Origin of the sequence: Glaciimonas soli (genome assembly GCF_009497155.1) — a bacterium.
GTDB lineage: Bacteria > Pseudomonadota > Gammaproteobacteria > Burkholderiales > Burkholderiaceae_D > Glaciimonas > Glaciimonas soli.
In genome coordinates this window covers 242,604-264,962 of the sequence record NZ_WINI01000008.1, presented here as the reverse complement: position 1 = coordinate 264,962, position 22,359 = coordinate 242,604, and the positions used below count along the sequence as shown (strand labels likewise).

Below are 22,359 nucleotides of genomic sequence, written 5' to 3'. Positions count from 1 at the left end.
GATAAGGCCGAGTCTGTTGTCAGGGTTGGATAAAACTACGGTGAAAACTGTATTTTTAAGGCGATGGAACCACCATTTGAGCGAATTTTATTATTTAGGAAGTCAACATGAAAACTTTTTCCGCTAAAGGACATGAAGTCCAGCGTAATTGGTACGTGGTTGACGCGACGGACAAAGTCCTCGGACGTGTTGCCAGCGAAGTGGCACTCCGATTGCGCGGCAAACACAAACCAGAATTTACTCCTCACGTCGATACAGGCGATTTCATCGTCGTTATCAATGCAGGCAAACTGCGTGTGACCGGTGCTAAAGCAACTGATAGAACGTATTTCCGTCACTCTGGTTATCCAGGTGGGATCTACGAAACAAATTTCCAGAAAATGCAACAGCGTTTTCCAGGTCGTGCGTTAGAAAAAGCAGTCAAAGGCATGTTGCCTAAAGGCCCGCTTGGCTACGCAATGATCAAGAAGCTGAAAGTGTACGCAGATGGTAATCATCCGCACACTGCACAGCAACCACAAGTACTCGACATCTAAGGAACGGATATGATCGGTAACTACAATTACGGGACCGGCCGTCGCAAGAGTGCTGTAGCTCGTGTCTTTATCAAATCTGGCTCTGGCCAAATCATTGTTAACGGTAAGCCAGCAAGCGAATATTTTTCACGCGAAACTGGTTTGATGGTCATCCGTCAACCGTTGGAATTGACTAACCATGTTGAAACTTTCGACATCAAAGTCAACGTCAGCGGCGGCGGCGAGTCTGGCCAGGCTGGTGCAGTTCGCCACGGTATCACTCGTGCTTTGATCGACTACGATGCAACACTGAAATCGGAACTGTCTAAAGCAGGCTTCGTTACTCGTGACGCACGTGAAGTTGAGCGTAAAAAAGTTGGTCTGCGCAAAGCACGTCGCGCAAAACAATTCTCGAAGCGTTAATTTTTTTCAGTCGTATTTTCGACTACAAAAAATTCTATGTCTTTTGGGTATCAAGAAAAGCCGTCAGGTTCCATACCTGGCGGTTTTTTGCTTTTATAATAACTTACTCAAAATCGCCTCAGCGGTGCTATGTCTTGGTGGGACAATTTTGCGTAAGTTTAATTTTTGGTTTTTTGTAACTTATTTTCCGTGCTGCAAGTATTGGTCGCGAGACTGATAAAATACTTAGTTCCATTTTTCCATTATTCGCGAACTATGTTGTTGGCTTTGACACGGGAGCTTTGAAAAATGGGTAGTGACCAGGCGAGTTGTTAAACGGTGAGTGAACTTGCTGTTTTCCGGCGCTTCTAAGCACTTACATAATTAATCGTTCTCTACAGAATTCATGCAAGGACAAAAAATGATCAAAATCGGCATCGTAGGCGGTACAGGCTACACAGGGGTTGAATTGTTGCGTTTGTTGGCAACTCATCCACAGGCGCAATTGATTGCGGTGACATCGCGTAAAGAAGACGGGATGCCGATTGCTGATATGTATCCTTCGTTACGCGGTCGTGTGTCGCTGGCATTTTCGAGCCCCGAAAAAGCCAGTTTGACAGAATGCGATGTGGTATTTTTTGCAACGCCTCATGGTGTTGCGATGGCACAAGCGCAAGAGCTGCTCGCGGCAGGCGTTAAAGTGATTGATCTGGCAGCCGATTTCCGTTTGCAAGATACTGCGGTATTTGAGAAGTGGTACAAACTGGCGCATAGCTGCCCAGAATTGCTGAAAGAATCAGCTTATGGTTTGCCGGAACTGAATCGCGATGCGATTAAAAAAGCGCGAGTGATTGGCAATCCGGGTTGTTATCCAACGACCATGCAGCTCGGTTTTGCGCCTCTGCTGAAAGCCGGCATCATTGATGCGGGCTCGTTGATTGCAGATTGCAAATCGGGTGTTTCTGGCGCGGGTCGTAAAGCGGAAGTGGCAATGCTGTTCTCTGAAGCGAGCGATAATTTCAAGGCATACGGTGTTTCCGGTCATCGACATTTGCCAGAAACAGTTGAGCAGTTAAGTAAGCTGACTAGTGAAAAAATCGGGCTATTATTTACGCCGCACTTGGTGCCGATGATACGCGGCATGCATTCGACACTGTATGCGCGTTTAACCCAAAAAACCGACGACGCGACTCTGCAAGCGCTGTTTGAAGATGCCTATAAAAATGAGCCATTTGTTGACGTGATGCCTTTTGGTTCGCATCCGGAAACGCGTTCAACTCGCAGCTCCAACATGCTTCGCATTGCGCTTCACCGTCCCAATGATGGTGACACGGTGGTGGTATTGGTGGTGCAGGATAATCTGGTCAAAGGCTCTGCCGGTCAGGCAGTGCAATGTATGAATTTGATGTTTGGCCTGGAAGAAACGACCGGTTTGATGCACGTACCTGTGCTTCCATGATGACGTGCATGATGGCAATGTCTTTACTTGCCATTCGCTGTCACTGAGATCTCGACACCATGAAATTCAAGTTATGGCGTCGACGGATGTCTGTATCGCCACCAAAAATGACGATAAAAAGCCATTCTCCGTGGCCACTCAAAGCGATTTTTTGGGTGGCGGTGATCGGCTTGGGCGGTGCTTGCGCGATGTGGCTATATGATTCCGGCCGTCATTTCACGGGCAGCAATCCAGCTCTGGATAAGCAGCAATTTCAGAGTTTAAGTGAGCAAGTGAAAAACCTGACGGCTGAGCGGGATCATTACTCAACCATCGCGAATGCGGCAGAAAGCCAGGCGATGATGGATCATGCAACGCAGGCGCAATTAAGTTCGCAAATCGCTGCAATGGAAGGCGAAAACACCAAGCTCAAAGAAGATCTGGCATTTTTCGAGGGTTTGCTGCCTACCGCTATGGGTAATCAAGGCTTGGCGATTCAACGTTTGAGTCTGGAGTTGCAGGCGCCGACGCAACTGCGTTATCGCTTATTAGTGATGCAAGGCGGCAAGGTCGGACGCGATTTTTCTGGCAATCTGCAGCTCGCGGTGACGGCGATGGTGCAGGGCAAGAGTGTGGTGTTGAACTTCCCGGCTCAAAATGCCAGCGCCAGTGACAAAGCGGGTTTCAAACTGGATTTTAAATATTATCAACGGGTCGACGGCATACTGACGCTGCCCGATGACGCAGTAGTCAAATCATTGCAGGCAAAGGTGCTGGTAAATGGTCAAACGCAGGTTCAAGAATCAGCACAGCTATAAAACCGACCTTCCATGATAGTTGCAGGCATTCCGTTATAGACATCATTACACCTAAATAAATGAAACGAAAAGGGAGCATCATGTTCAATCGAAAAGCGAAAAGTACCATTGATAGTTTGATTGGTGTGTCAGCAAGTATTAAAGGTGATGTGCACTTTAAAGGCGGATTGCGTATTGATGGCCATATTAAAGGCAATGTGATCGCCGAATCTGGAACAAGCAGTATGTTAGTGATTTCAGAAAGTGCCAAAGTTGAGGGTGAAGTGCGGGTGGCGCATCTGGTAGTGAATGGTGAAATCTGCGGCAATGTTTATTCATCGGAGTTACTTGAATTGCAGCCGAAAACCCGCATAACTGGAGATGTGCATTACAAAGCATTAGAAATGCATAGCGGCGCTGTGGTGAGTGGGAAATTAACGCATGATCAAGGCATTTCAGCGCCATCTGCGTTGAAATTGTTGGCAACGACACCAGTGCCGCAGATAGCGCAAACGGTTGATGTAACACCGGTTTCGAATAAAGCCGACAAAGAAGTCGATGTTACCAAGTCTGAAAAAGTGGCGGAGTCTGCATAAGTGCAGTGAAACGCCTATAATGGTTCACCATATGGATTGTTTGTCTTGCAGGAGCTAAAAAATGAATGCAGTTGCCGAAATCAAAGAAATTACCCGTGAAGTTGCACCTTCGCCTATTATTTTCTCCGATAGTGCTGCCGCCAAAGTGGCGCAGTTGATCGAAGAAGAAGGCAATCCCGATTTGAAATTGCGCGTTTTTGTGCAGGGCGGCGGTTGTTCTGGCTTCCAGTACGGTTTCACATTCGATGAAATTGTCAACGAAGACGACACCACTATGATCAAGAATGGTGTGCAATTACTGGTCGATTCGATGAGCTACCAATATTTGGTTGGCGCTGAGATTGACTACAAGGATGATTTGGAAGGCGCGCAATTCGTCATTAAAAATCCAAATGCAACTACCACTTGCGGTTGCGGATCATCGTTTTCGGCTTAATTATTGTTTAATTTCCGATAGGCATCACCGAGGTCGGAAAAATAAAAGGACGCGAAGATATCTCTTCGCGTCCTTTGTCGTTTTTGCATCGCTTGTTACTATGCAGGATACAAAGCGCCCAAAATTCTTTCACCTCGCGCGCCCGTCACTCTTGGCAAATTCCCAGATAAATGTAACGTGAAGCGTTGTGCAAGCCAGGCAAATGCCAGTGCTTCCACGTGATTAGGTGCGATTCCCAGTGCCGCAGTCGATTGTACTGACGTGCATACGCCATGCTGCTGAAGTGCCATATCTAATTGCTGCATCAGATAAGTGTTGTACGCGCCACCGCCACAGATGGTAATCATTTTTACATCGGCGGCATACGCTGCAATTGCATCCGCTATGGTCGTTGCTGTCAGTGCTGTGAGTGTTGCTTGTACATCGGCTGCTGCAACGTGATGGAATGACGTTAACTTATTTGCCAGCCACGCATTATGAAACAAATCCCGTCCAGTGCTTTTGGGAGGTGCGGAGGCAAAGTAAGGCTCATGACGACAAGCCGCCAATAATGCCGGGAGTACTTTGCCACTTGCCGCCCAGGCGCCGTTGTCGTCATAGTCTTTGCCTAGATGGTGTTTAATCCAGGCATCCATCAGAACGTTACCAGGGCCGGTGTCAAAGCCAATGTTTGCGCTGTCGCCATCGCTGCTGCCATTTTCGCCCCGCAATATGCTGATATTGGCAATGCCGCCAATATTCACCACTACGCGCGTTTCAGTCGGATCGGCGAATACAGCCTGATGAAATGCTGGAACTAACGGTGCACCTTGGCCGCCGGCGGCAATGTCGCGACTGCGAAAATCAGCGATCACATTTATGCCGGTTAATTCGGCTAATAGTGCGGGATTGTTGGTCTGACGTGTAAAACCAAGTTCGGGACGATGACGAACAGTTTGCCCATGTACGCCAATGGCGCGAATTTGATCCTTGCGTAAATTGGCGCTGCTTAGCAAGCGTTCCACGCAAGTCGCGTAGTGCGATGCCAACGTGTTGGCGACCAAGGCTTCACGCTCAATTTCGTTTTCACCAGCACTTTGCAGCGCCATCAATTCTTGCCGTAATTCGGGCGGGAATGGCACGTAAGCGGACGCCAGCGTGCTGATCTGTGCACCATCATTAGAAAAAGCACCGATAGCGCCATCGACGCCATCCAGGCTGGTGCCTGACATCAGGCCGATGTAATGTGTTGTGGGGGTTTGTATAGTCATAAAAAAACCGTTAGCAGATCAGCTTATTTTACAGTGCTGATCGGCTAACGGTTTTTAGTTTGAGACGATTTATTTGGCGGCTAACTGCATTTTCTTTTCAAACGGCGTGTTCTCTTTGGCCTGCAGCAAGGCAAAACGATGCGACATATCACTTGCGACTGCTTGGAAGCGTTGTAGTTTATTGCCAGTGAGCGCTTGCGCGTTTGGCAGCGTGACCGTCATCGGATCGAGTGGTTTGTCGGCGACGCGGAATTCATAATGTAAATGTGGACCAGTTGCCCAGCCGGTCATGCCGACGTAGCCAATCACTTCACCTTGCGTTACTTTGTTGCCTTTACGAAGACCGGCAAAACGACTCATGTGGCCATAAACAGTAGCGATGTTATTCGCATGTTTGAGAATGACCACGTTGCCATAACCATTTTGAACGCCTGCAAAATCAACAACGCCATCACTGGCCGCGTGTATCGGCGTGCCAGTAGGGGCTGCGAAATCTACGCCTTCATGTTTTTTCCAGGTCCCGAGTATCGGGTGCAAACGCATTGAGAAGCCTGAAGAAATACGCGTATAAGTTAGCGGCGACTTCAAAAAAGCCTGCTTCATCGATTTGCCGTCAAAGCCATAATAACCGCCGCCTTGCGCGTTCTTGGGGTCATCAAACCAGACAGACTGATAGGTCTTTCCGCCGTTAATGAACTCGCCGGCAAGGATTTTCCCGGTACGAACAAATTGACCGTTTTGCCAAAAGGTTTCGTAGGCGATGTTAAAGCTGTCGCCGCGTTTTATGTCGTTGGCAAAATTGATGTTGGTGCCAAAAATATCAATCAGCTGCGATGAAATGGTATCTGGGATATCTGCAGCATCGGTGGCGGCAAACAGCGATGTGCGAATCACGCCAGAATGCATTTCAATGCGCTTTTCCAGCGCGACTGATTGTTGGGACGCACTGAATTTGTCGTCCCTTCGGCTAATAATGATGTTGTTGACATTCGTGTTGGTGTCGTTTTCGACACTGGTGCTGTCAGCAGCGATCGGATCTTTTTTATTCGCTTTAGTTGTTGCTGCTTTTGCATCCGGCAAACTCGCACGTAACCACTGCAGCTCGCCGTTAGCATCTGTTTGCGCTTGCACGGTGCTGCCAGCTGGCAAACGCATGACCGCACGCGCAACGCTATCCGTTTTGATGAAATTGGTTGCGTGGCTGTCATCTATGCCTAATCGCGTCATCAAACTTGCTAGTGTGTCACTGTTTCGCATGGTGCCTTCGGCAACATACAATTGATCTTGATTTGACAGTTTTTCTACTTGTTGTTGCAGGTTTGGCAACGCCAATTCCTGAGAGATGGCTTTGATATGGATATCAGAAGTGTCGGGCTCGATTGGCGCAACTCCATAGGCGCCAAAGGCGCAAACGGCGAAAAACAAGGCAGAGGCCGAAACAATGCGGGTTTTACGAGAAGATTTGGGCAGATGCGCGTTCAACAGCTTGGCGCTGGGGCGGTAATCTATGAATTTATCTTTTAGAGACATGTGCTATACGTTAAAATCTGCCGTTCTGTATCGTTTCGATTTCTTGCTTTTTGATAATTCTCGTTAATTGTTCTTCGGTGCTTGCCTTACTTAACTGCAATACACTGACATTTCGGACACAAGGGCGGGGTTAAAAGGAATCTACCATTATATCACGGTCAAATAGCGCCTCTACAAAACACAAGTTGAAGCATGTTGCCGTAAATTTTCGTCGGTTCGACTGATGAATATTGGCTTTAGTTCTTACTTATTTTTTTCACTGACAATTTTTTAAAAGCTAGTTTGTTTACGTGCGTATTACGTGTGAATGATCCGTGATTTAAGCGTGAATTAACACTAGAAAACCATTATGAATCAAGAAAATCCGAGCACTTCCCAAACTGATGTAGCTGAAAAGCCAGCTATCATTTTGTCTGACCGGGTGCAAGAAGCACTCGCCATCGCTAAGCGCGGTGCTGATGAATTATTGATCGAAGCTGATTTTGCGCGCAAGCTGCAACGCTCAGAACAAACCGGCAAGCCATTGCGCATCAAATTAGGTTTAGACCCGACCGCGCCGGATTTGCATCTTGGCCATACCGTGGTGTTGAATAAAATGCGTCAATTGCAGGACTTGGGTCACACCGTGATTTTCCTGATCGGTGATTTCACCTCCATGATCGGCGATCCGTCTGGCCGCAATGTCACACGTCCACCATTAACGCGCGAGCAGATCGAAGAGAATGCTAAAACGTATTTTGCACAAGCCAGTTTAGTGTTGGATGCAGCACGCACTGAAATTCGCTATAACTCGGAATGGTCGGACAAGCTGGGTGCGCGCGGCATGATTCAATTGTCGGCAAAATATACAGTTGCGCGGATTTTGGAACGCGAGGATTTCACTAAGCGCTTTAAAGCGAATACACCAATTTCGGTACATGAATTACTGTACCCGTTAATGCAAGGGTACGACTCTGTGGCGCTGGAAGCTGATTTAGAGCTCGGCGGTACAGATCAGAAATTCAACTTGCTGGTTGGCCGCGAGTTGCAAAAAGATTATGGGCAAGAGCAGCAATGTATTTTGACCATGCCATTGCTGGAAGGTTTGGACGGCGTTGAGAAAATGTCCAAATCCAAAGGCAATTACATTGGCATTACCGAGCCAGGCAACACCATGTTCGCCAAAGTGATGAGTATTTCTGATGTCATGATGTGGCGTTATTACGAATTGCTATCCTTCAAATCGTTAGCTGAAATTAACGGCTATAAAAAGCAGGTTGCCGAAGGTCAGAACCCACGCGACATCAAAGTTGCACTTGCGCAAGAAATTGTGGCGCGTTTTCACACCCAGCAAGCGGCTGAAGAAGCGTTGGCGGACTTCAATAATCGCGCTAAAGGCGGTATCCCCGATGACATTCCAGAAGTGACATTGAGCGGTGCACCACTTGGTATCGGTCAATTATTGAAGCAAGCCAATCTGGTGCCATCGTCTTCAGAAGCGCAGCGCAAAATTGAGCAGGGCGGCGTCAGAATCGATGGTACGGTGATTAGCGATAAAGGTTTGAAAGTCGAAGCCGGTACTTTCGTACTGCAAGTTGGCAAGCGGCAGTTCGCCCGTGTGACCTTGAATTGAAACGGTGCGTGAATGATTGCATTAATACAGCGCGTAAGTCACGCCAGCGTCATCGTTGATGGCGCCACAATTGGTGCAATTAACGCCGGTTTGATGGTGTTGGTCTGTGCTGAACGCGGTGATAGAGAAAAAGAAGCGAATGCTTTATTGAGTAAGCTATTGGCGTACCGGGTTTTTTCCGATGATGCCGGCAAGATGAATCGTAGCGTGAGTGATATCGCTGGTGGCATATTGCTCGTGCCGCAATTTACGCTGGCGGCGGATACCAATTCCGGGACGCGTCCTTCATTTACCCCTGCCGCGTCACCAGAAGACGGGCGGCGATTGTTTAGCTATTTTGTTGAACAGGCAAAGAGCAGCCATAAAGAAGTTGCGACAGGGCAGTTTGGCGCCGATATGAAAGTATCTCTCACCAATGACGGCCCGGTAACTTTCTGGCTACAAATTAAACCACCGACAGGAGATTAAAATGAAACTCTGGAGCGACTCTTTTAACGACGGTGCCGCTATCCCCGGCGAATTTGCGTTTTGTGTGCAAGATGCTAAAACCCATGTTGCTTTGTCAGACAATCGTAATCCGCATTTGGCCTGGAGTGATTTACCTGCTGGTACGAAATCATTGGTGTTGATATGTCATGACCCAGATGTACCGTCGCGCGGCGACGACGTGAATCAGGAAGGCAAAACCGTGCCGGCAGATTTGCCGCGTGTGGACTTCTTCCATTGGGTGTTGGTCGATTTGCCGCCGCAAATATCGTCCATTGCCGCTGCCAGCTTCAGTTCCGCAGTGACAGCGCGTGGCAAGCCGGCGGAAGGCCCGATTTCAGCTGCGCGTCAGGGGATTAATGATTACACCGGCTGGTTCGCTGGCGATAAAGACATGTCTGGCAATTACTTCGGCTATGACGGTCCATGTCCACCCTGGAATGATGCACTTTTGCACCACTATATATTTACGTTGTATGCGCTGGATGTTGAGCGTTTAGGTGTAGGCGGAAATTTCACAGGACAGCAAGCAGTGGCTGCGTTGCAAGGACATATCTTGGGTCAGGCGGTAATCACCGGCACGTATACTTTGAATCCCGCCGTGCGTTCAACCTGATCGGGTAGGCGATGCAAATAACAGAAACACTGGTGGAAATTCTTGTGATTCGCCACGGCGAAACCGATTGGAATAAAGATCGTCGTCTGCAAGGTCATCTTGATATTGCTCTTAATGCAGAAGGTCAGCGTCAAGCGCAGGCTTTAGCATCATGGTTGGCGCATGAGTCATTAGACGCTATTTTTTCTAGTGATATGCAACGTACGCAACAAACGGCTGCACCATTGGCGCGTGCGAGTGGCATAGCAGTACAGCTTGATGCCGGATTGCGTGAACGTTGTTATGGCGCTCTGGAGGGTTTGTGCCGCCCGGAAATCAAAAGCCGATTCCCTTCTGCCTACGCTGCGTTGGACCAGCGCGATGTGGATATGCGTTATCCAGCCGGTGCGCCACCCGATTCGCATATCGCCGAAACCTTGAATGAATTTTTTCAGCGTACTACCGCAGCCCTGCATCGCATCGTTGATCTGGCGAAATCGCAGCAGTCACAGCAATCACATCGGCGTATAGCCATCATCACGCATGGTGGTGTGCTTGATTGTTTCTATCGTTATGCCCTCAACATTCCTTTAGTGCGACACAGAGATTTTGATATTTTCAATGCCAGCATTAATCGCATGGCGTGGGATGGACGGCAATTGCGGATTACGGGCTGGGGAGATGTTGAGCACTTACAAGCTCAGTCTTTGGATGAAGTCGATCGATGAATTTCGTGGATTTGTAGGGGGGGGGGCAATTTATTGCGCGCCGTTTGCTTCGGCATCAGTGGGTCATTCGGGCGCGATGCGTTTTTGTAATATCACGTGCTCCGACGAAATTGACTAGTTAATCAATCATTAATTTCTGCTTATTTTTTGAGCGCCATCTCGCATTCGCGATAAAATACGCCCTTCCACGAAATATCTTTCTTTTGCATTGCGTCCATTGTCGTGAATATTGGCCCTTATATCCTGCGTAATAATGTTTTTGTGGCACCGATGGCGGGTGTCACGGATCGGCCTTTCCGACAACTTTGCAAAGAGCTCGGTGCCGGTTATGCCGTATCAGAGATGGCGGCGTCGAATCCACGTCTATGGAAAACCGAAAAAACTTCCCGTCGCATCAATCACGATGGAGAAATGGAGCCGCGCGCAGTGCAGATTGCGGGTGCCGATCCGCAAATGCTGGCCGAATGCGCAAAGTTTAATGTTGATCACGGTGCGCAAATCATTGACATCAACATGGGCTGTCCGGTTAAGAAAGTGTGTAACAGCTGGTGCGGCTCTGCTTTGCTACAAGATGAGCCGTTAGTTGCGCGCATTTTGGACGCCGTGGTGTCCGCGGTTGATGTGCCTGTTACATTAAAAATTCGTACCGGCTGGGACAGGCTTAATAAAAATGCCTTGAAGGTTGCACGTCTGGCAGAAACGGCCGGTATCACCATGTTGACCATGCATGGCCGTACTCGCGCTGACGGTTATAAAGGTGACGCCGAATATGACACGATCGCGGCGGTCAAGGCAGCTGTGTCTATTCCTGTGGTGGCCAATGGCGATATCACTACGCCAGAAAAAGCCCGGCAGGTTTTGGAATACACCAAGGCCGACGCCATTATGATTGGTCGTGCAGCACAAGGGCGGCCGTGGATATTTCGCGAAATTGACCATTTTTTGCGTACCGGGGAATATTTGCCACAGCCGCTGGTACGAGAAGTGCAGCTTTTGATGGATGAGCATTTGCGCGCACATTATCAATTTTACGGTGACTATCTTGGCGTACGCACGGCGCGCAAGCATATCGGCTGGTATGTGCAAGATTTGCCAGGTGGAGAAGCATTTCGCCAGCGCATGAATTTGCTTGAGGATTGCGGACAACAATTGGAAGCGGTAAAAAGCTTCTTCGACATGCAATTTACCTATGGTGAGCGGTTACAATACGGGCTGGCCGAATCGGCGCTGGCAGCGTGAAATAAAAGTTGTTAAGTTTCAAAGAAGTGACGACTTGTAGAAATTGGGGAGCGAGTCGACATTCTGGTTCATATTAAACAGCAATAACTGCGTTGTTTGACTTTGTTGTGCAAGAGCACTGTCTTTGGCGTCACGCTTTGTTTGTCCCTAATGCGAGCTGGAATAAGCAGTACCAACATAGCGTATCAATTAAGTTTATCAATAATAAAAGCAAAGAAAAAGTATGAGTAAAGAAAGTATTCAAGAAGTCGTCAAAAAAAGCCTGGAAAAATATTTCAAGGACTTAGGCGAACAAACACCGTCTAATGTCTATGATATGGTCATCTCCACGGTAGAAAAGCCGATGCTCGAAGCAATTATGCTGCGGGCAGAAGGTAATCAATCCTACGCCGCCGAGATGATGGGCGTTAATCGCAACACTTTGCGTAAAAAATTGCAGCAGCACGGTTTGCTATAAGTCGCAGTCAGACACTGCAGCAGATTAATGCGTAGTAAATCAATAAGTAATCGATTGGCAGTAAAAAGCAGCACCGCAACTTCACTCATCTTTCTATTTTTTTACCATGATTAAACAAGCTCTTATTTCCGTCTCCGACAAGACCGGCATTCTCGAATTTTCGCGTGAGTTAGCCGCGTTAGGCGTGAATATTTTGTCGACCGGCGGCACCGCAAAACTGCTCGCCGATAACGGTATCAAAGTGACTGAAGTTGCTGATTACACTGGCTTTCCGGAAATGCTGGATGGCCGCGTGAAGACCTTACATCCGAAAGTGCATGGCGGGATTCTGGCGCGCCGTGATTTTCCCGAGCATGTCAGCGCACTGGGGCAACATCAGATTCCAACCATCGATATGGTGGTCGTGAATTTGTATCCATTCCAGCAAACCATCGCCAAAGAGCAGTGCTCTCTGGAAGACGCGATTGAAAATATTGATATCGGTGGTCCAGCCATGTTGCGTTCATCAGCGAAAAATCATAAAGATGTGATCGTCTTATGCGATCCGTCTGATTACGCGACGGTGCTGGCAGAATTGAAGGCGCATGAAGGCGAAGCGACTTACGAAACCAAGTTTGCCTTGGCGAAAAAAGTGTTTGCTCACACTGCGCAATATGATGGCGCGATTACCAATTATTTCACTTCTCTGGGTGACGATAAGCAGCACGCAACACGTAGCGCTTATCCGGCAACGCTGAATTTGCATTTTGAAAAAGTGCAAGAAATGCGTTACGGCGAAAATCCGCATCAATCTGCCGCATTTTACCGTGATGTCAAACAGGTAGATGGTGCATTGGCTAATTATCGTCAACTGCAAGGTAAAGAACTCTCGTATAACAATATCGCCGACGCCGATGCGGCGTGGGAATGCGTGAAGACTTTCGAGAGTGCTGGTAGCGCAGCTTGTGTCATTGTCAAGCATGCCAATCCATGCGGCGTTGCAGTGGGGGCAAGTCCGCTGGAGGCTTACACTAAAGCATTCCAAACTGATCCTACATCAGCTTTCGGCGGCATCATTGCCTTCAACCACGAAGTTGATGGTGTGGCTGCAGAGGCGATCGTAAAGCAGTTTGTCGAAGTGTTGATTGCGCCTTCATTTACTGCAGAAGCCAAAGAAGTTTTTGCAAGCAAGCTCAACGTTCGGTTGTTAGAAATTCCGCTTGGCACGGCGTTGAACGCTTACGATTTCAAGCGCGTTGGCGGCGGTTTGCTGGTACAAGCGCCGGATGCGAAAAACGTCGCATTGGCAGATGTGAAAGTGGTCAGCAAAAAGCAGCCAACGCAACAACAGTTGCAAGATTTGATGTTCGCATGGCGTGTCGCCAAGTTTGTTAAGTCCAATGCGATCGTTTTCTGCGGCAATGGTATGACATTAGGTGTCGGCGCTGGCCAGATGAGCCGTGTCGATTCTGCACGGATTGCTTCGATTAAAGCGCAAAATGCTGGCCTGTCGCTAGCTGGATCGGCTGTGGCGTCGGACGCGTTCTTCCCGTTCCGTGATGGTCTGGATGTGGTCGTCAATGCTGGTGCAACTTGCGTGATTCAGCCGGGCGGTTCCATGCGCGATCAGGAAGTCATTGATGCGGCGGACGAGCATGGTGTTGTCATGCTGTTGACCGGCACGCGGCATTTCCGTCATTAATAGTTCTTTGTTGTGTAGGATGGGTGTGGCTGCATAATTTTCGCTAACTCGACCCATCCTACTGTTCTTGAATACATGAAAATCCTTGGCATTGACCCCGGTCTACGCACTACTGGCTTTGGCATTATCGACAAGCAAGGCCACAAGCTCAGCTATATTGCGTCGGGCACCATCAAAACCCCCGATGCCGACTTGCCGCAGCGTCTGAAGGTCATCCTGGCCAGTGTCTCAGAAGTGGTGCGCACATACACGCCCGATTGTTCCGCCATCGAAAAAGTCTTCGTCAACGTCAATCCACAGTCGACTCTGCTACTTGGCCAAGCCCGTGGAGCGGCGATCTGTGCATTGGTGAGTGCCGACTTGCCTGTGGCGGAGTATACAGCGCTACAAATCAAGCAAGCCGTTGCTGGTCATGGAAAAGCTCAAAAACGGCAGGTGCAAGATATGGTGCAACGTCTGTTATCTTTGCCTGGTTTACCCGGTACTGATGCTGCTGATGCTTTGGCTGTCGCGATTTGCCATGCTCACAGTGGTGAAGCGCTGGCGAATTTGGGGGCCTTGGCACCCGCTTTGGCTAAAAAAGGTTTGCGGGTGCGGGGTGGTCGATTGATTGGATAGGCCGGTAATAAATAAGTGTAACAATCGTGATACATGTTAAATATTGTCACCACCTAAAGCATGACTTTTACAGTCCCCCGTAAGTCCTTCATTTAATGGAATATTTACTTTTCCGTTTCTTCTTCATACTTCTCCAAAGTTGCGCTAAGTCCTTGACTTTACACAAATAATTGCACTTTTCTTGTGCGAACTGCTTGACCTGTGAGAAGCCATCATCTAAAGTGGTATTCAGTGTGAAAAAGTGTCTTTTTGTGGGAATTTTTCTGAATTCCACTGAATTTTGTAAAGCAATAAATTTCGCAATGTAAATTTATTAAAGGGGATGGCGGTGTTTCAAGGTGCGTCAGCGTTAAATCTCGATGTGAAAGGGCGGATGTCTGTTCCGTCCAAGCATCGTGATGCCCTGATGGTGCAATGCGAAGGTCGCGTCACGATCACCAAACATCCGCATGGCTGTCTGCTGCTGTTCCCGCGCCCTACCTGGGAAAGTCATCGTGAACAAATTGCCAGCTGGCCGATGTCGGCACGTGCCTGGCAGCGTATTTTTTTGGGTAATGCCTGTGATGTGGAATTTGATTCGGCCGGGCGGATTTTGATCGCGCCGGAATTACGCGTGGCGGTTGGTTTGTCGCGTGAAGTGATGTTGTTAGGAATGGGTAGTCATTTTGAAATCTGGGATGCGGCCAAATTGGCTGAGAGCGAGTCGCAAGCAGTGGCGGCCGGCATGCCCGATGTGTTAAGCAATTTCTCATTCTGACGGCGGCGAAATGACTGAACATGTGGTGCCTGAATCATTGAGCGAATTCTGGCACAAAACGGTGCTATTAGACGAAGCGGTTGATGCCTTGGCGATCACCGGCGTTCGTGCGGACGGCATTTATGTAGATGGCACTTTTGGCCGTGGCGGCCATAGTCGGAAAATTTTGGAGCAGTTGGGCAGCAATGGGCGTTTGATCGCATTTGATAAAGATCCGCAAGCCATAGCTACTGCCAACACCATTGTTGATCCGCGTTTTGAGATTGTGCATGACAGTTTTGCGACGCTGGCGGCAGCACTGCAAGAGCGCAATATCGACAAAGTCGACGGAGTATTACTGGATTTAGGGATTTCATCACCGCAAGTGGATGATGCCAGCAGGGGGTTTAGTTTTCGTGCTGACGGACCACTGGATATGCGGATGGATACGACGCGCGGCATGTCCGCAGCGGCGTGGTTAGCGGTAGCGGATGAACAAATAATCGGAAAGGTAGTGCGTGATTATGGGGAAGAACGGTTTTCTATTCAGATTGCAAAGGCGATTGTTGCTGGCAGGGCAATCCAACCAATTTCAACCACACGACAGCTTGCCCACATCGTGGCATCCGCTGTCAAAACCCGCGAGAAGGGCAAGGATCCGGCCACTCGCACTTTCCAAGCGATACGGATTTTCATCAACAAAGAATTGGAAGAACTCGAAGTAGTCCTGGATCAGGCGTTTGCGCATATGGCTGTGCAAGGGAGATTGGCTGTGATCAGTTTTCACTCACTGGAAGACCGCATCGTCAAGCAGTACATGGCTTCCAAGGCCACCATGCCGCAGCCTGACCGTCGCTTGCCGATTCGCGCTGTTGATTTGCCGCAGCCACAACTCAAATTGATTGCAAGAGTAAAACCTTCCGATGCCGAAGTCGCCGCTAATCCGCGCGCACGTTCGGCCATTATGCGTGTGGGCGAGCGTCTGCCCGGGAAGCTGGGAGAGCAAGCGTGAACGCTCGCATCAATTTCGTGCTGACTATCGCTTTGGTGCTTTGCGCACTGGCGACCGTTAACTCGCAATATCAGGCGCGTCAATTATTTATCGAACTTGGACGTGCACAAAGTCAAGCGAGGCAACTGGATCTCGACTGGAGACAATTGCAGCTTGATCAATCAACGCTGGGCAAAAATGCCAGAATAGAAGAGATCGCACGCGGCGATTTAAATATGGTCCCATTGACACCGGATCGCACGCAATACCTGACGATGGGGGCGAAGTGACCAAAAATCCCCCAAAAGTAGATCGCAAAACTACCGGGCGCACTGCCCGTACAGCCGTTTCTAAAGGCCAGCCTTTTTCCAACAATCCAGTCTTAAACGTCAAGTTGCCTCTATGGCGCTCGCGGGTTGCGTTGATCGTGTTGTTCGCCGCTTTTTTGGCCTTGATCGCGCGTGCGGTATGGGTACAAATAATCTCCCCGGGATTTTTTATTGATCAGGGCGAATCAAGGTATGCCAGAACGTTGGAATTGCCTGCCATACGCGGCAAAATTACCGACCGTAATGGCAAAGTTTTAGCATCGTCAGTGCCGGTGAAGGCGATTTGGGCGATTCCGGACGATGTGCAAGATGCGCCGAAAGAAAAGCTCGGGCAATTGGCCAATTTTTTAGGTATGAGCATGGCCGATTTAAATAATAAGCTCGATTCTGATCGCAGCTTTGTTTATTTGAAGCGTCAGGTCGAAAAAGAAACCTCTGACAAAATCGCCGAATTGAAGATACCTGGTATTGAAACCCGACCAGAATACAAGCGCTTTTATCCCGAAGGCGAGGTGATGGCGCACGTGGTAGGGTTTACCAACGTTGAAGATGCCGGCCAGGACGGCATGGAGCTGTCGCAGCAAAAAACATTAGTCGGCACCACCGGCAGTCGCCGTGTGATCAAGGACCGATTGGGTCGTATTGTTGAAGATATTAGTGCGGTGAAAGAGCCGCACGACGGTAAAGATTTAGTGCTGTCGATTGATAGCAAAATCCAATACATCGCTTTCACCAAATTGAAAGAAGCGGTTGAAAAAAGTAATGCCAAAGCGGGCGGTATCGTCGTGGTGGATGCCAAAACCGGCGAGGTGTTGGCGCTCGCTAATCTGCCATCTTACAATCCGAATGATCGTTCTATATTGACTGGTGCGCAATTGCGTAATCGTGTCATGACTGATACGTTTGAACCTGGTTCAACCTTGAAGCCGTTTACAGTTGCGTTAGCGTTGGATACTAATCGCGTGACGCCAAACACCACTTTTCAGGTGCCAGATACCATGAAGATAGGCCCGGCGATTATCAGGGATTCACATCCTCACCCATTGTTGACGATGAGTGTGGCGCAGATTATTCAAAAATCTTCTAATCTCGGAACGGTTCAAATCTCCGAAAAATTGTTACCCGAAGAAATGTGGGAAATGTTCACGACAGTGGGTCTTGGACAGCAACCAAAGTTTGGTTTTCCAGGAGCGGTTGCTGGTCGTGTGCGCCCCTTCAAATTATGGCGGCCAATTGAGCAGGCAACGATGAGTTATGGTCACGGTATTTCCGTGTCATTGATTCAAATGGCGCACGCTTACACGATTTTTGCACGTAATGGTGATTTGATACCGCTGAGTTTTGAGAAGGTTGATACGCCTCCAGTCGGGCAGCGTGTGATTTCGGAAAAAACGGCACTTACATTGCGCGCCATGATGGAAACTGTTACCGCGCCTGGCGGAACTGCGCCAAAAGCGCAAGTGCCCGGTTACCGGGTTGGCGGCAAAACCGGTACTGCTTACAAAATTGAAGGTGGTAAGTATGTCAAAAAATATATTGCCGATTTCGTTGGTTTTGCCCCCGCATCTGATCCGCGCCTGATCATTGCAGTGATGGTGGATGAACCTAGCACCGGTTCCCATTTTGGTGGTGATGTTGCGGCACCGGTTTTCGCTCAGGTGGCCGCTGCCGCTTTGCGTGCGCTAAATGTTCCGCCTGATTCAAAAATTACGGACATCATCATCCCATCCGAACCAGTACCGGAGAGCATGTGATGACTACAGCTAAACAACTTCAAATTCAGTTACATCCGGCAGTTGATTTTCTGCGCGGATTTGCATCGGCAAATTTAACTTCCGATTCGCGTAAGGTCAAGCCTGGCGACGTGTTTTTTGCCTATCAGGGCGATGCCACGGATGGCCGTTTATACATTGCACAAGCGGTGCAAAATGGCGCTGCTGCTGTGTTGTATGACGATGAAGCATTCACTTGGAAGCATGCGTGGGGTGTTCCATCCTTTGCTGTCTATGGTTTAAAAAGAAAAGCCGGCGCCATTGCGAATGCCTTTTATCAGCAGCCGGATAAGGCCATGACGGTGATTGCCGTTACCGGCACTAATGGTAAAACTTCATGCAGCCAATGGCTGGGGCGCGCTTTGTCTCTATTGGACGAGCCGACTGGCGTGGTGGGAACCTTGGGTATCGGTATTTTTGCGCAAGGACAAGACGTGCAGTTTGATGCCACCGGATATACCACTCCGGATGCCGTACTCATGCAAAGTACATTGGCTGCGATGGAAAAAAAAGGTATTCAGGCACTGGCGATGGAAGCATCGTCTATCGGTCTTGAGCAAGGCCGCATGGACGGTATGCACATTGACATTGCCTTGTTCACCAACTTCACCCGAGATCATCTCGACTATCACGGCACCGAAGAAAATTATGAAGCGGCCAAACGCATTTTGTTTGATTGGCCGGATTTGCAGCACGCGGTAATTAACCTCGATGATGCGATGGGATTGCGTCTGGCGCGGCATTTAAAAAACCGTGCTACATCGGTGATTGGCTATACAGTCAGTGATGGTAAAGACAGTGTCCTCAGTGACGATGCCGCGTTGCCGATATTGCGTGCATCTGCTATTCGTACTAGTGCTAGCGGCACGGTATTTCATCTTGCTTCGCCATTTGGTCAAGGCCAGATCAAGATTCAGATGGTAGGGCAGTTTAATGTCAGCAATGTGCTCGGCATACTTGGCGTACTGTGGGCCAAAGGCGTTCAATGGGATGCTGCGATCGCTGCGATTGAACAACTAACGGCCGTGCCCGGACGCATGCAGCAATTTGGTGGTGATGAGGCACCGCTGGTGGTGATTGACTATGCGCATACGCCAGATGCACTAGAAAAAACTTTGCTGACTTTGCGCCAGGTCGCGGAGCAGCGCGGTGGCGAACTGTGGTGCGTGTTTGGTTGTGGCGGCGATCGTGATCCAGGCAAACGCCCACAGATGGGCGCGATTGCGGAACTGGCAGATCACGTCGTTGTTACTAGCGATAATCCGCGTAGCGAAGAGCCGGCGACCATTATTGAACAGATCCTCAAAGGGATGAAGACGGGCGCCAAAATACAAACGCAAGGAGATAGAGCTGGCGCGATTTTGCGTGCTGTGACGCAAGCGAATAAAAACGACGTCGTTCTGCTTGCCGGTAAGGGGCATGAAACTTATCAAGAAATCAAAGGGAAAAAATATCCGTTCTTAGATGCCGACCATGCGGCATTGGCACTCGCATCGCGAGTGATGAAAGGCGGAGTCCTATGATTTCTACATCGCTCGCCACATTGCAATCATGGCTCCCATTATCGTTGCAATCTCACATTGTCGGCGTTGATAGTAATGCTGATTGTCGTGTGAACGGTATGGTGACTGACAGCCGTGCAGTCGTCGCGGGCAATCTATTTGTCGCCTTGCGCGGTGAGCGTTTCGATGCGCATGATTTTCTCGATCAAGTGGTGGAGCTGGGCGCTGCAGCAGTGGTAGTGGATCATATACCCGGAAAAAACGAAAATTTGGCTGTGCCAGCTTTGCTGGTTGCAGATACCACTGTTGCGCTAGGCGCGATAGCGAATGGCTGGCGTCGTCAATTTAACTTGCCGTTGATCGGTGTCACTGGCAGCAATGGCAAAACCACGGTCAAGGAAATGATTGCGTCGATTTTGACAGCGGCATTTGGTGACGAAGGTTATCTTTCTACGCGCGGCAATTTGAATAATGAAATCGGTGTGCCGCTGACGCTGCAACGATTAAATGCGACACATCGGGCGGCAGTCATTGAGCTTGGTATGAATCATCCGGGCGAGATCGCCTTGTTGTCAACGATTGCCCAACCGACGGTTGCGTTAGTAAATAACGCACAACGCGAACATCAGGAATTCATGGTGAGCGTTGAGGCTGTTGCCGAAGAAAACGGCGCAGTGATTCGCGCTTTGCCAGCACAGGGTATTGCGGTATTTCCTGCCGACGATACGTACACTGCATTGTGGCGCAGTTATGCCGCGCACGCAGCAACTTGCATTACTTTTGGTTTTTCTGATGATGCTGACGTGCGTTGCACTTATCAATCAGGTACTTTTGGTAATGATCTGGATGTTATTGCGCCAGGTAAAACATTCTCTCTCCATCTTGATGCCGCCGGCGAACATAATGTTCGTAACGCTCTGGCAGCGATTGCCTGCACGCTGGCAATCGGTATAGATGCTTCAGCGATCGTGCGTGGCCTCGAATCTTTTGCTCCCTATAGCGGTCGCTTGCAGCGCAAGTTGGCCCAGCGCCCAAACTGCGCTGGGGCGTTAGTGATTGATGATACCTACAACGCCAATCCGGATTCAGTTCGCGCCGCCATTGATGTGCTTGCACAAGCCGCCGCTCCACGTTTGTTGGTATTAGGCGATATGGGTGAGGTTGGCGATCAAGGAAAACAATTTCATCAAGAGATAGGCGCTTACGCTGCCCAGCGAGGCGTTACTCACTTACTTACTTTAGGCACACTGGCGATCGATGCAAGTGCTGCATTTGGCGTACGAGGACAACATTTTTCTTACATCGCGGAATTAATTTCCGCCGTCGATCTCATTATGACGCCTGACGTTACGGCGTTGGTGAAGGGATCGCGCTTTATGAAAATGGAACGTGTTGTTCAACATTTGGTCAATGATGGTCTCGATAGCCATACGGCTATAACAGATTCATCTAATTTACCCACAAAGGGAGCGCGTTAATGTTGCTATGGTTAGCACACTATTTCCATCAGGACGTTGGTTTCCTGCGGATTTTTAATTTCATCACTTTTCGCGCAGTGTTCGCGACCCTAACCGCATTAGGGATAGGTTTGATCGCCGGCCCGGCTGTGATCCGCATGCTTGCGCGCCTGAAAGTGGGACAGGCAGTGCGTACCGATGGTCCGCAAACGCATTTGATTAAATCCGGTACGCCGACTATGGGCGGCATATTGATTTTGATCTCTATCGCTATTTCCACTTTGTTGTGGAGTGATTTGAGCAACCGTTTTGTCTGGATTGTGTTGTGGGTGACCTTGGGTTTTGGCGCGATTGGCTGGGTCGATGATTATCGTAAGGTGGTTTATAAAGACCCGAACGGGATGCGCTCTCGGGAGAAGTTTTTTTGGCAGTCGCTGATCGGGATCGTGGCAGCGATTTATTTGGCGTTCTCGGTCTCGGAGTCGACCAACTATCAAGTGTGGAGTTTGTTTTTGTCTTGGGTCGAATCTGGTTTTAATCTGAATTTGCCTCCGAAAGCAGATTTGATTGTGCCTTTCTTCAAATCTGTCAGCTATCCCTTGGGTGTATGGGGATTTATGGCATTGACTTATTTTGTCATTGTTGGCACCAGCAATGCGGTCAATCTCACTGATGGTTTGGATGGTTTGGCGATTATGCCGACGGTGATGGTCGGCACTGCTTTGGGTTTGTTTGCGTATTTGACGGGTAACGTCACCTACGCTAAATATCTATTGATCCCCCACATTCCAGGTGCTGGCGAATTGTTGATTTTCTGCGGTGCGATGGCGGGAGCTGGCTTAGCCTTCCTTTGGTATAACGCGCATCCTGCGCAAGTGTTCATGGGCGACGTCGGTGCGCTAGCTTTGGGCGGAGCCTTGGGTGTAGTTGCAGTAATCGTACGTCAGGAAATTTTGCTGTTCATCATGGGCGGCATTTTCGTGGTTGAGACCTTGTCGGTCATGTTGCAGGTGATGGTGTTTAAATTTACCAAGAAACGCTACGGCGTTGGTAAGCGCGTATTTTTGATGGCGCCGCTGCACCATCATTACGAACAAAAAGGCTGGAAAGAAACGCAAGTGGTGGTGCGCTTCTGGATTATCACCATCATCTTGGTGCTGTTTGGTTTATCAACTTTGAAACTGCGTTAATT

At 49.1% G+C, this 22,359-nt stretch carries 22 protein-coding genes and 1 pseudogene; 21 read left to right on the top strand and 2 right to left on the bottom strand.

Annotation, left to right across the window (positions count from 1 at the left end; all coding sequences use genetic code 11):
* Positions 1 to 107 precede the first annotated feature (107 nt).
* From rplM to erpA, 6 genes and pseudogenes are all read left to right on the top strand, one after another.
* Positions 108 to 536, top strand: a complete 429-nt coding sequence (gene rplM / locus GEV47_RS16600; protein WP_153235889.1) for a 50S ribosomal protein L13 — start codon at positions 108 to 110, stop codon at positions 534 to 536.
* 9 nt (positions 537 to 545) lie between these two features.
* Positions 546 to 938: a 30S ribosomal protein S9 gene (gene rpsI, locus GEV47_RS16595; RefSeq protein ID WP_153235888.1), complete on the top strand. Its 393-nt coding sequence runs from the start codon at positions 546 to 548 to the stop codon at positions 936 to 938.
* 400 nt (positions 939 to 1,338) lie between these two features.
* Positions 1,339 to 2,376: an N-acetyl-gamma-glutamyl-phosphate reductase gene (gene argC, locus GEV47_RS16590; RefSeq protein WP_153235887.1), complete on the top strand. Its 1,038-nt coding sequence runs from the start codon at positions 1,339 to 1,341 to the stop codon at positions 2,374 to 2,376.
* A gap of 59 nt (positions 2,377 to 2,435) precedes the next feature.
* A complete protein-coding gene (locus tag GEV47_RS16585) occupies positions 2,436 to 3,173 on the top strand; it encodes a DUF6776 family protein (RefSeq protein ID WP_228124760.1) in 738 nt (245 codons plus the stop codon).
* Between the two features lie 80 nt (positions 3,174 to 3,253).
* Positions 3,254 to 3,640: pseudogene (locus tag GEV47_RS16580) on the top strand (bactofilin family protein); the annotation flags it as partial.
* A gap of 169 nt (positions 3,641 to 3,809) precedes the next feature.
* Complete coding sequence (gene erpA / locus GEV47_RS16575) at positions 3,810 to 4,184, top strand: iron-sulfur cluster insertion protein ErpA (RefSeq protein WP_153235885.1); 375 nt, start codon at positions 3,810 to 3,812, stop codon at positions 4,182 to 4,184.
* 98 nt (positions 4,185 to 4,282) lie between these two features.
* Here the strand turns inward: erpA and GEV47_RS16570 are convergent, their stop codons facing one another.
* A complete protein-coding gene (locus GEV47_RS16570) occupies positions 4,283 to 5,434 on the bottom strand; it encodes an anhydro-N-acetylmuramic acid kinase (RefSeq protein WP_153235884.1) in 1,152 nt (383 codons plus the stop codon).
* Between the two features lie 69 nt (positions 5,435 to 5,503).
* On the bottom strand, positions 5,504 to 6,964 hold the full coding sequence (locus GEV47_RS16565; protein ID WP_153235883.1) for a M23 family metallopeptidase: 1,461 nt from the start codon (positions 6,962 to 6,964) through the stop codon (positions 5,504 to 5,506).
* Between the two features lie 349 nt (positions 6,965 to 7,313).
* Here GEV47_RS16565 and tyrS point away from each other — a divergent pair, with 349 nt between their 5' ends.
* The 15 genes from tyrS (at position 7,314) to mraY (ending at position 22,357) form a co-directional block, all read left to right on the top strand.
* Entirely contained in the window at positions 7,314 to 8,576 is a 1,263-nt protein-coding gene (tyrS, locus tag GEV47_RS16560) for a tyrosine--tRNA ligase (protein ID WP_153235882.1), read from the top strand.
* Between the two features lie 12 nt (positions 8,577 to 8,588).
* The gene (dtd, locus tag GEV47_RS16555; protein ID WP_153235881.1) at positions 8,589 to 9,044 is read left to right on the top strand and encodes a D-aminoacyl-tRNA deacylase; all 456 of its coding nucleotides are present in this window, start codon (positions 8,589 to 8,591) and stop codon (positions 9,042 to 9,044) included.
* A gap of 1 nt (position 9,045) precedes the next feature.
* A complete protein-coding gene (locus GEV47_RS16550; protein WP_153235880.1) occupies positions 9,046 to 9,678 on the top strand; it encodes a YbhB/YbcL family Raf kinase inhibitor-like protein in 633 nt (210 codons plus the stop codon).
* A gap of 11 nt (positions 9,679 to 9,689) precedes the next feature.
* Positions 9,690 to 10,385, top strand: coding sequence for a histidine phosphatase family protein (locus tag GEV47_RS16545; protein ID WP_228124759.1), 696 nt, complete (start codon positions 9,690 to 9,692; stop codon positions 10,383 to 10,385).
* A 222-nt stretch (positions 10,386 to 10,607) separates the two neighbouring features.
* Positions 10,608 to 11,624: a tRNA dihydrouridine synthase DusB gene (gene dusB, locus GEV47_RS16540; RefSeq protein WP_322741678.1), complete on the top strand. Its 1,017-nt coding sequence runs from the start codon at positions 10,608 to 10,610 to the stop codon at positions 11,622 to 11,624.
* Between the two features lie 223 nt (positions 11,625 to 11,847).
* Positions 11,848 to 12,081 (top strand): Fis family transcriptional regulator, encoded by a 234-nt coding sequence (locus GEV47_RS16535; RefSeq protein WP_153235879.1) that lies wholly within the window; start codon positions 11,848 to 11,850, stop codon positions 12,079 to 12,081.
* Positions 12,082 to 12,187: 106 nt separating this feature from the next.
* The gene (purH, locus tag GEV47_RS16530) at positions 12,188 to 13,762 is read left to right on the top strand and encodes a bifunctional phosphoribosylaminoimidazolecarboxamide formyltransferase/IMP cyclohydrolase (RefSeq protein WP_153235878.1); all 1,575 of its coding nucleotides are present in this window, start codon (positions 12,188 to 12,190) and stop codon (positions 13,760 to 13,762) included.
* Positions 13,763 to 13,837: 75 nt separating this feature from the next.
* On the top strand, positions 13,838 to 14,380 hold the full coding sequence (gene ruvC / locus GEV47_RS16525) for a crossover junction endodeoxyribonuclease RuvC (RefSeq protein WP_153235877.1): 543 nt from the start codon (positions 13,838 to 13,840) through the stop codon (positions 14,378 to 14,380).
* Between the two features lie 328 nt (positions 14,381 to 14,708).
* Positions 14,709 to 15,137 carry a division/cell wall cluster transcriptional repressor MraZ gene (gene mraZ, locus GEV47_RS16520; protein WP_322741682.1) on the top strand — a complete coding sequence of 143 codons (429 nt, stop codon included), beginning with the start codon at positions 14,709 to 14,711 and terminating at the stop codon, positions 15,135 to 15,137.
* Between the two features lie 10 nt (positions 15,138 to 15,147).
* Positions 15,148 to 16,128, top strand: a complete 981-nt coding sequence (gene rsmH, locus GEV47_RS16515) for a 16S rRNA (cytosine(1402)-N(4))-methyltransferase RsmH (protein ID WP_153235875.1) — start codon at positions 15,148 to 15,150, stop codon at positions 16,126 to 16,128.
* Positions 16,125 to 16,397, top strand: coding sequence for a cell division protein FtsL (gene ftsL, locus GEV47_RS16510; RefSeq protein ID WP_322741677.1), 273 nt, complete (start codon positions 16,125 to 16,127; stop codon positions 16,395 to 16,397). The genes rsmH and ftsL overlap by 4 nt, the downstream gene beginning before the upstream one ends.
* Complete coding sequence (locus GEV47_RS16505; protein WP_322741676.1) at positions 16,394 to 18,190, top strand: peptidoglycan D,D-transpeptidase FtsI family protein; 1,797 nt, start codon at positions 16,394 to 16,396, stop codon at positions 18,188 to 18,190. The genes ftsL and GEV47_RS16505 overlap by 4 nt, the downstream gene beginning before the upstream one ends.
* Positions 18,190 to 19,731 carry a UDP-N-acetylmuramoyl-L-alanyl-D-glutamate--2,6-diaminopimelate ligase gene (locus GEV47_RS16500; RefSeq protein ID WP_153235874.1) on the top strand — a complete coding sequence of 514 codons (1,542 nt, stop codon included), beginning with the start codon at positions 18,190 to 18,192 and terminating at the stop codon, positions 19,729 to 19,731. The genes GEV47_RS16505 and GEV47_RS16500 overlap by 1 nt, the downstream gene beginning before the upstream one ends.
* Positions 19,731 to 21,188, top strand: a complete 1,458-nt coding sequence (locus GEV47_RS16495; RefSeq protein ID WP_407646269.1) for a UDP-N-acetylmuramoyl-tripeptide--D-alanyl-D-alanine ligase — start codon at positions 19,731 to 19,733, stop codon at positions 21,186 to 21,188. The genes GEV47_RS16500 and GEV47_RS16495 overlap by 1 nt, the downstream gene beginning before the upstream one ends.
* Entirely contained in the window at positions 21,188 to 22,357 is a 1,170-nt protein-coding gene (mraY, locus tag GEV47_RS16490) for a phospho-N-acetylmuramoyl-pentapeptide-transferase (protein WP_153235872.1), read from the top strand. The genes GEV47_RS16495 and mraY overlap by 1 nt, the downstream gene beginning before the upstream one ends.
* The last annotated feature ends 2 nt before the right edge of the window (positions 22,358 to 22,359 follow it).

What these genes read in the sequence shown, in the direction of transcription:
- rplM (WP_153235889.1), top strand. Translation starts at nt 108, where the DNA reads ATGAAAACTTTTTCCGCTAAAGGACATGAAGTCCAGCGTAATTGGTAC.
- rpsI (WP_153235888.1), top strand. Translation starts at nt 546, where the DNA reads ATGATCGGTAACTACAATTACGGGACCGGCCGTCGCAAGAGTGCTGTA.
- argC (WP_153235887.1), top strand. Translation starts at nt 1,339, where the DNA reads ATGATCAAAATCGGCATCGTAGGCGGTACAGGCTACACAGGGGTTGAA.
- GEV47_RS16585 (WP_228124760.1), top strand. Translation starts at nt 2,436, where the DNA reads ATGAAATTCAAGTTATGGCGTCGACGGATGTCTGTATCGCCACCAAAA.
- erpA (WP_153235885.1), top strand. Translation starts at nt 3,810, where the DNA reads ATGAATGCAGTTGCCGAAATCAAAGAAATTACCCGTGAAGTTGCACCT.
- GEV47_RS16570 (WP_153235884.1), bottom strand. Translation starts at nt 5,434, where the DNA reads ATGACTATACAAACCCCCACAACACATTACATCGGCCTGATGTCAGGC.
- GEV47_RS16565 (WP_153235883.1), bottom strand. Translation starts at nt 6,964, where the DNA reads ATGTCTCTAAAAGATAAATTCATAGATTACCGCCCCAGCGCCAAGCTG.
- tyrS (WP_153235882.1), top strand. Translation starts at nt 7,314, where the DNA reads ATGAATCAAGAAAATCCGAGCACTTCCCAAACTGATGTAGCTGAAAAG.
- dtd (WP_153235881.1), top strand. Translation starts at nt 8,589, where the DNA reads ATGATTGCATTAATACAGCGCGTAAGTCACGCCAGCGTCATCGTTGAT.
- GEV47_RS16550 (WP_153235880.1), top strand. Translation starts at nt 9,046, where the DNA reads ATGAAACTCTGGAGCGACTCTTTTAACGACGGTGCCGCTATCCCCGGC.
- GEV47_RS16545 (WP_228124759.1), top strand. Translation starts at nt 9,690, where the DNA reads ATGCAAATAACAGAAACACTGGTGGAAATTCTTGTGATTCGCCACGGC.
- GEV47_RS16535 (WP_153235879.1), top strand. Translation starts at nt 11,848, where the DNA reads ATGAGTAAAGAAAGTATTCAAGAAGTCGTCAAAAAAAGCCTGGAAAAA.
- purH (WP_153235878.1), top strand. Translation starts at nt 12,188, where the DNA reads ATGATTAAACAAGCTCTTATTTCCGTCTCCGACAAGACCGGCATTCTC.
- ruvC (WP_153235877.1), top strand. Translation starts at nt 13,838, where the DNA reads ATGAAAATCCTTGGCATTGACCCCGGTCTACGCACTACTGGCTTTGGC.
- rsmH (WP_153235875.1), top strand. Translation starts at nt 15,148, where the DNA reads ATGACTGAACATGTGGTGCCTGAATCATTGAGCGAATTCTGGCACAAA.
- GEV47_RS16500 (WP_153235874.1), top strand. Translation starts at nt 18,190, where the DNA reads ATGACTACAGCTAAACAACTTCAAATTCAGTTACATCCGGCAGTTGAT.
- mraY (WP_153235872.1), top strand. Translation starts at nt 21,188, where the DNA reads ATGTTGCTATGGTTAGCACACTATTTCCATCAGGACGTTGGTTTCCTG.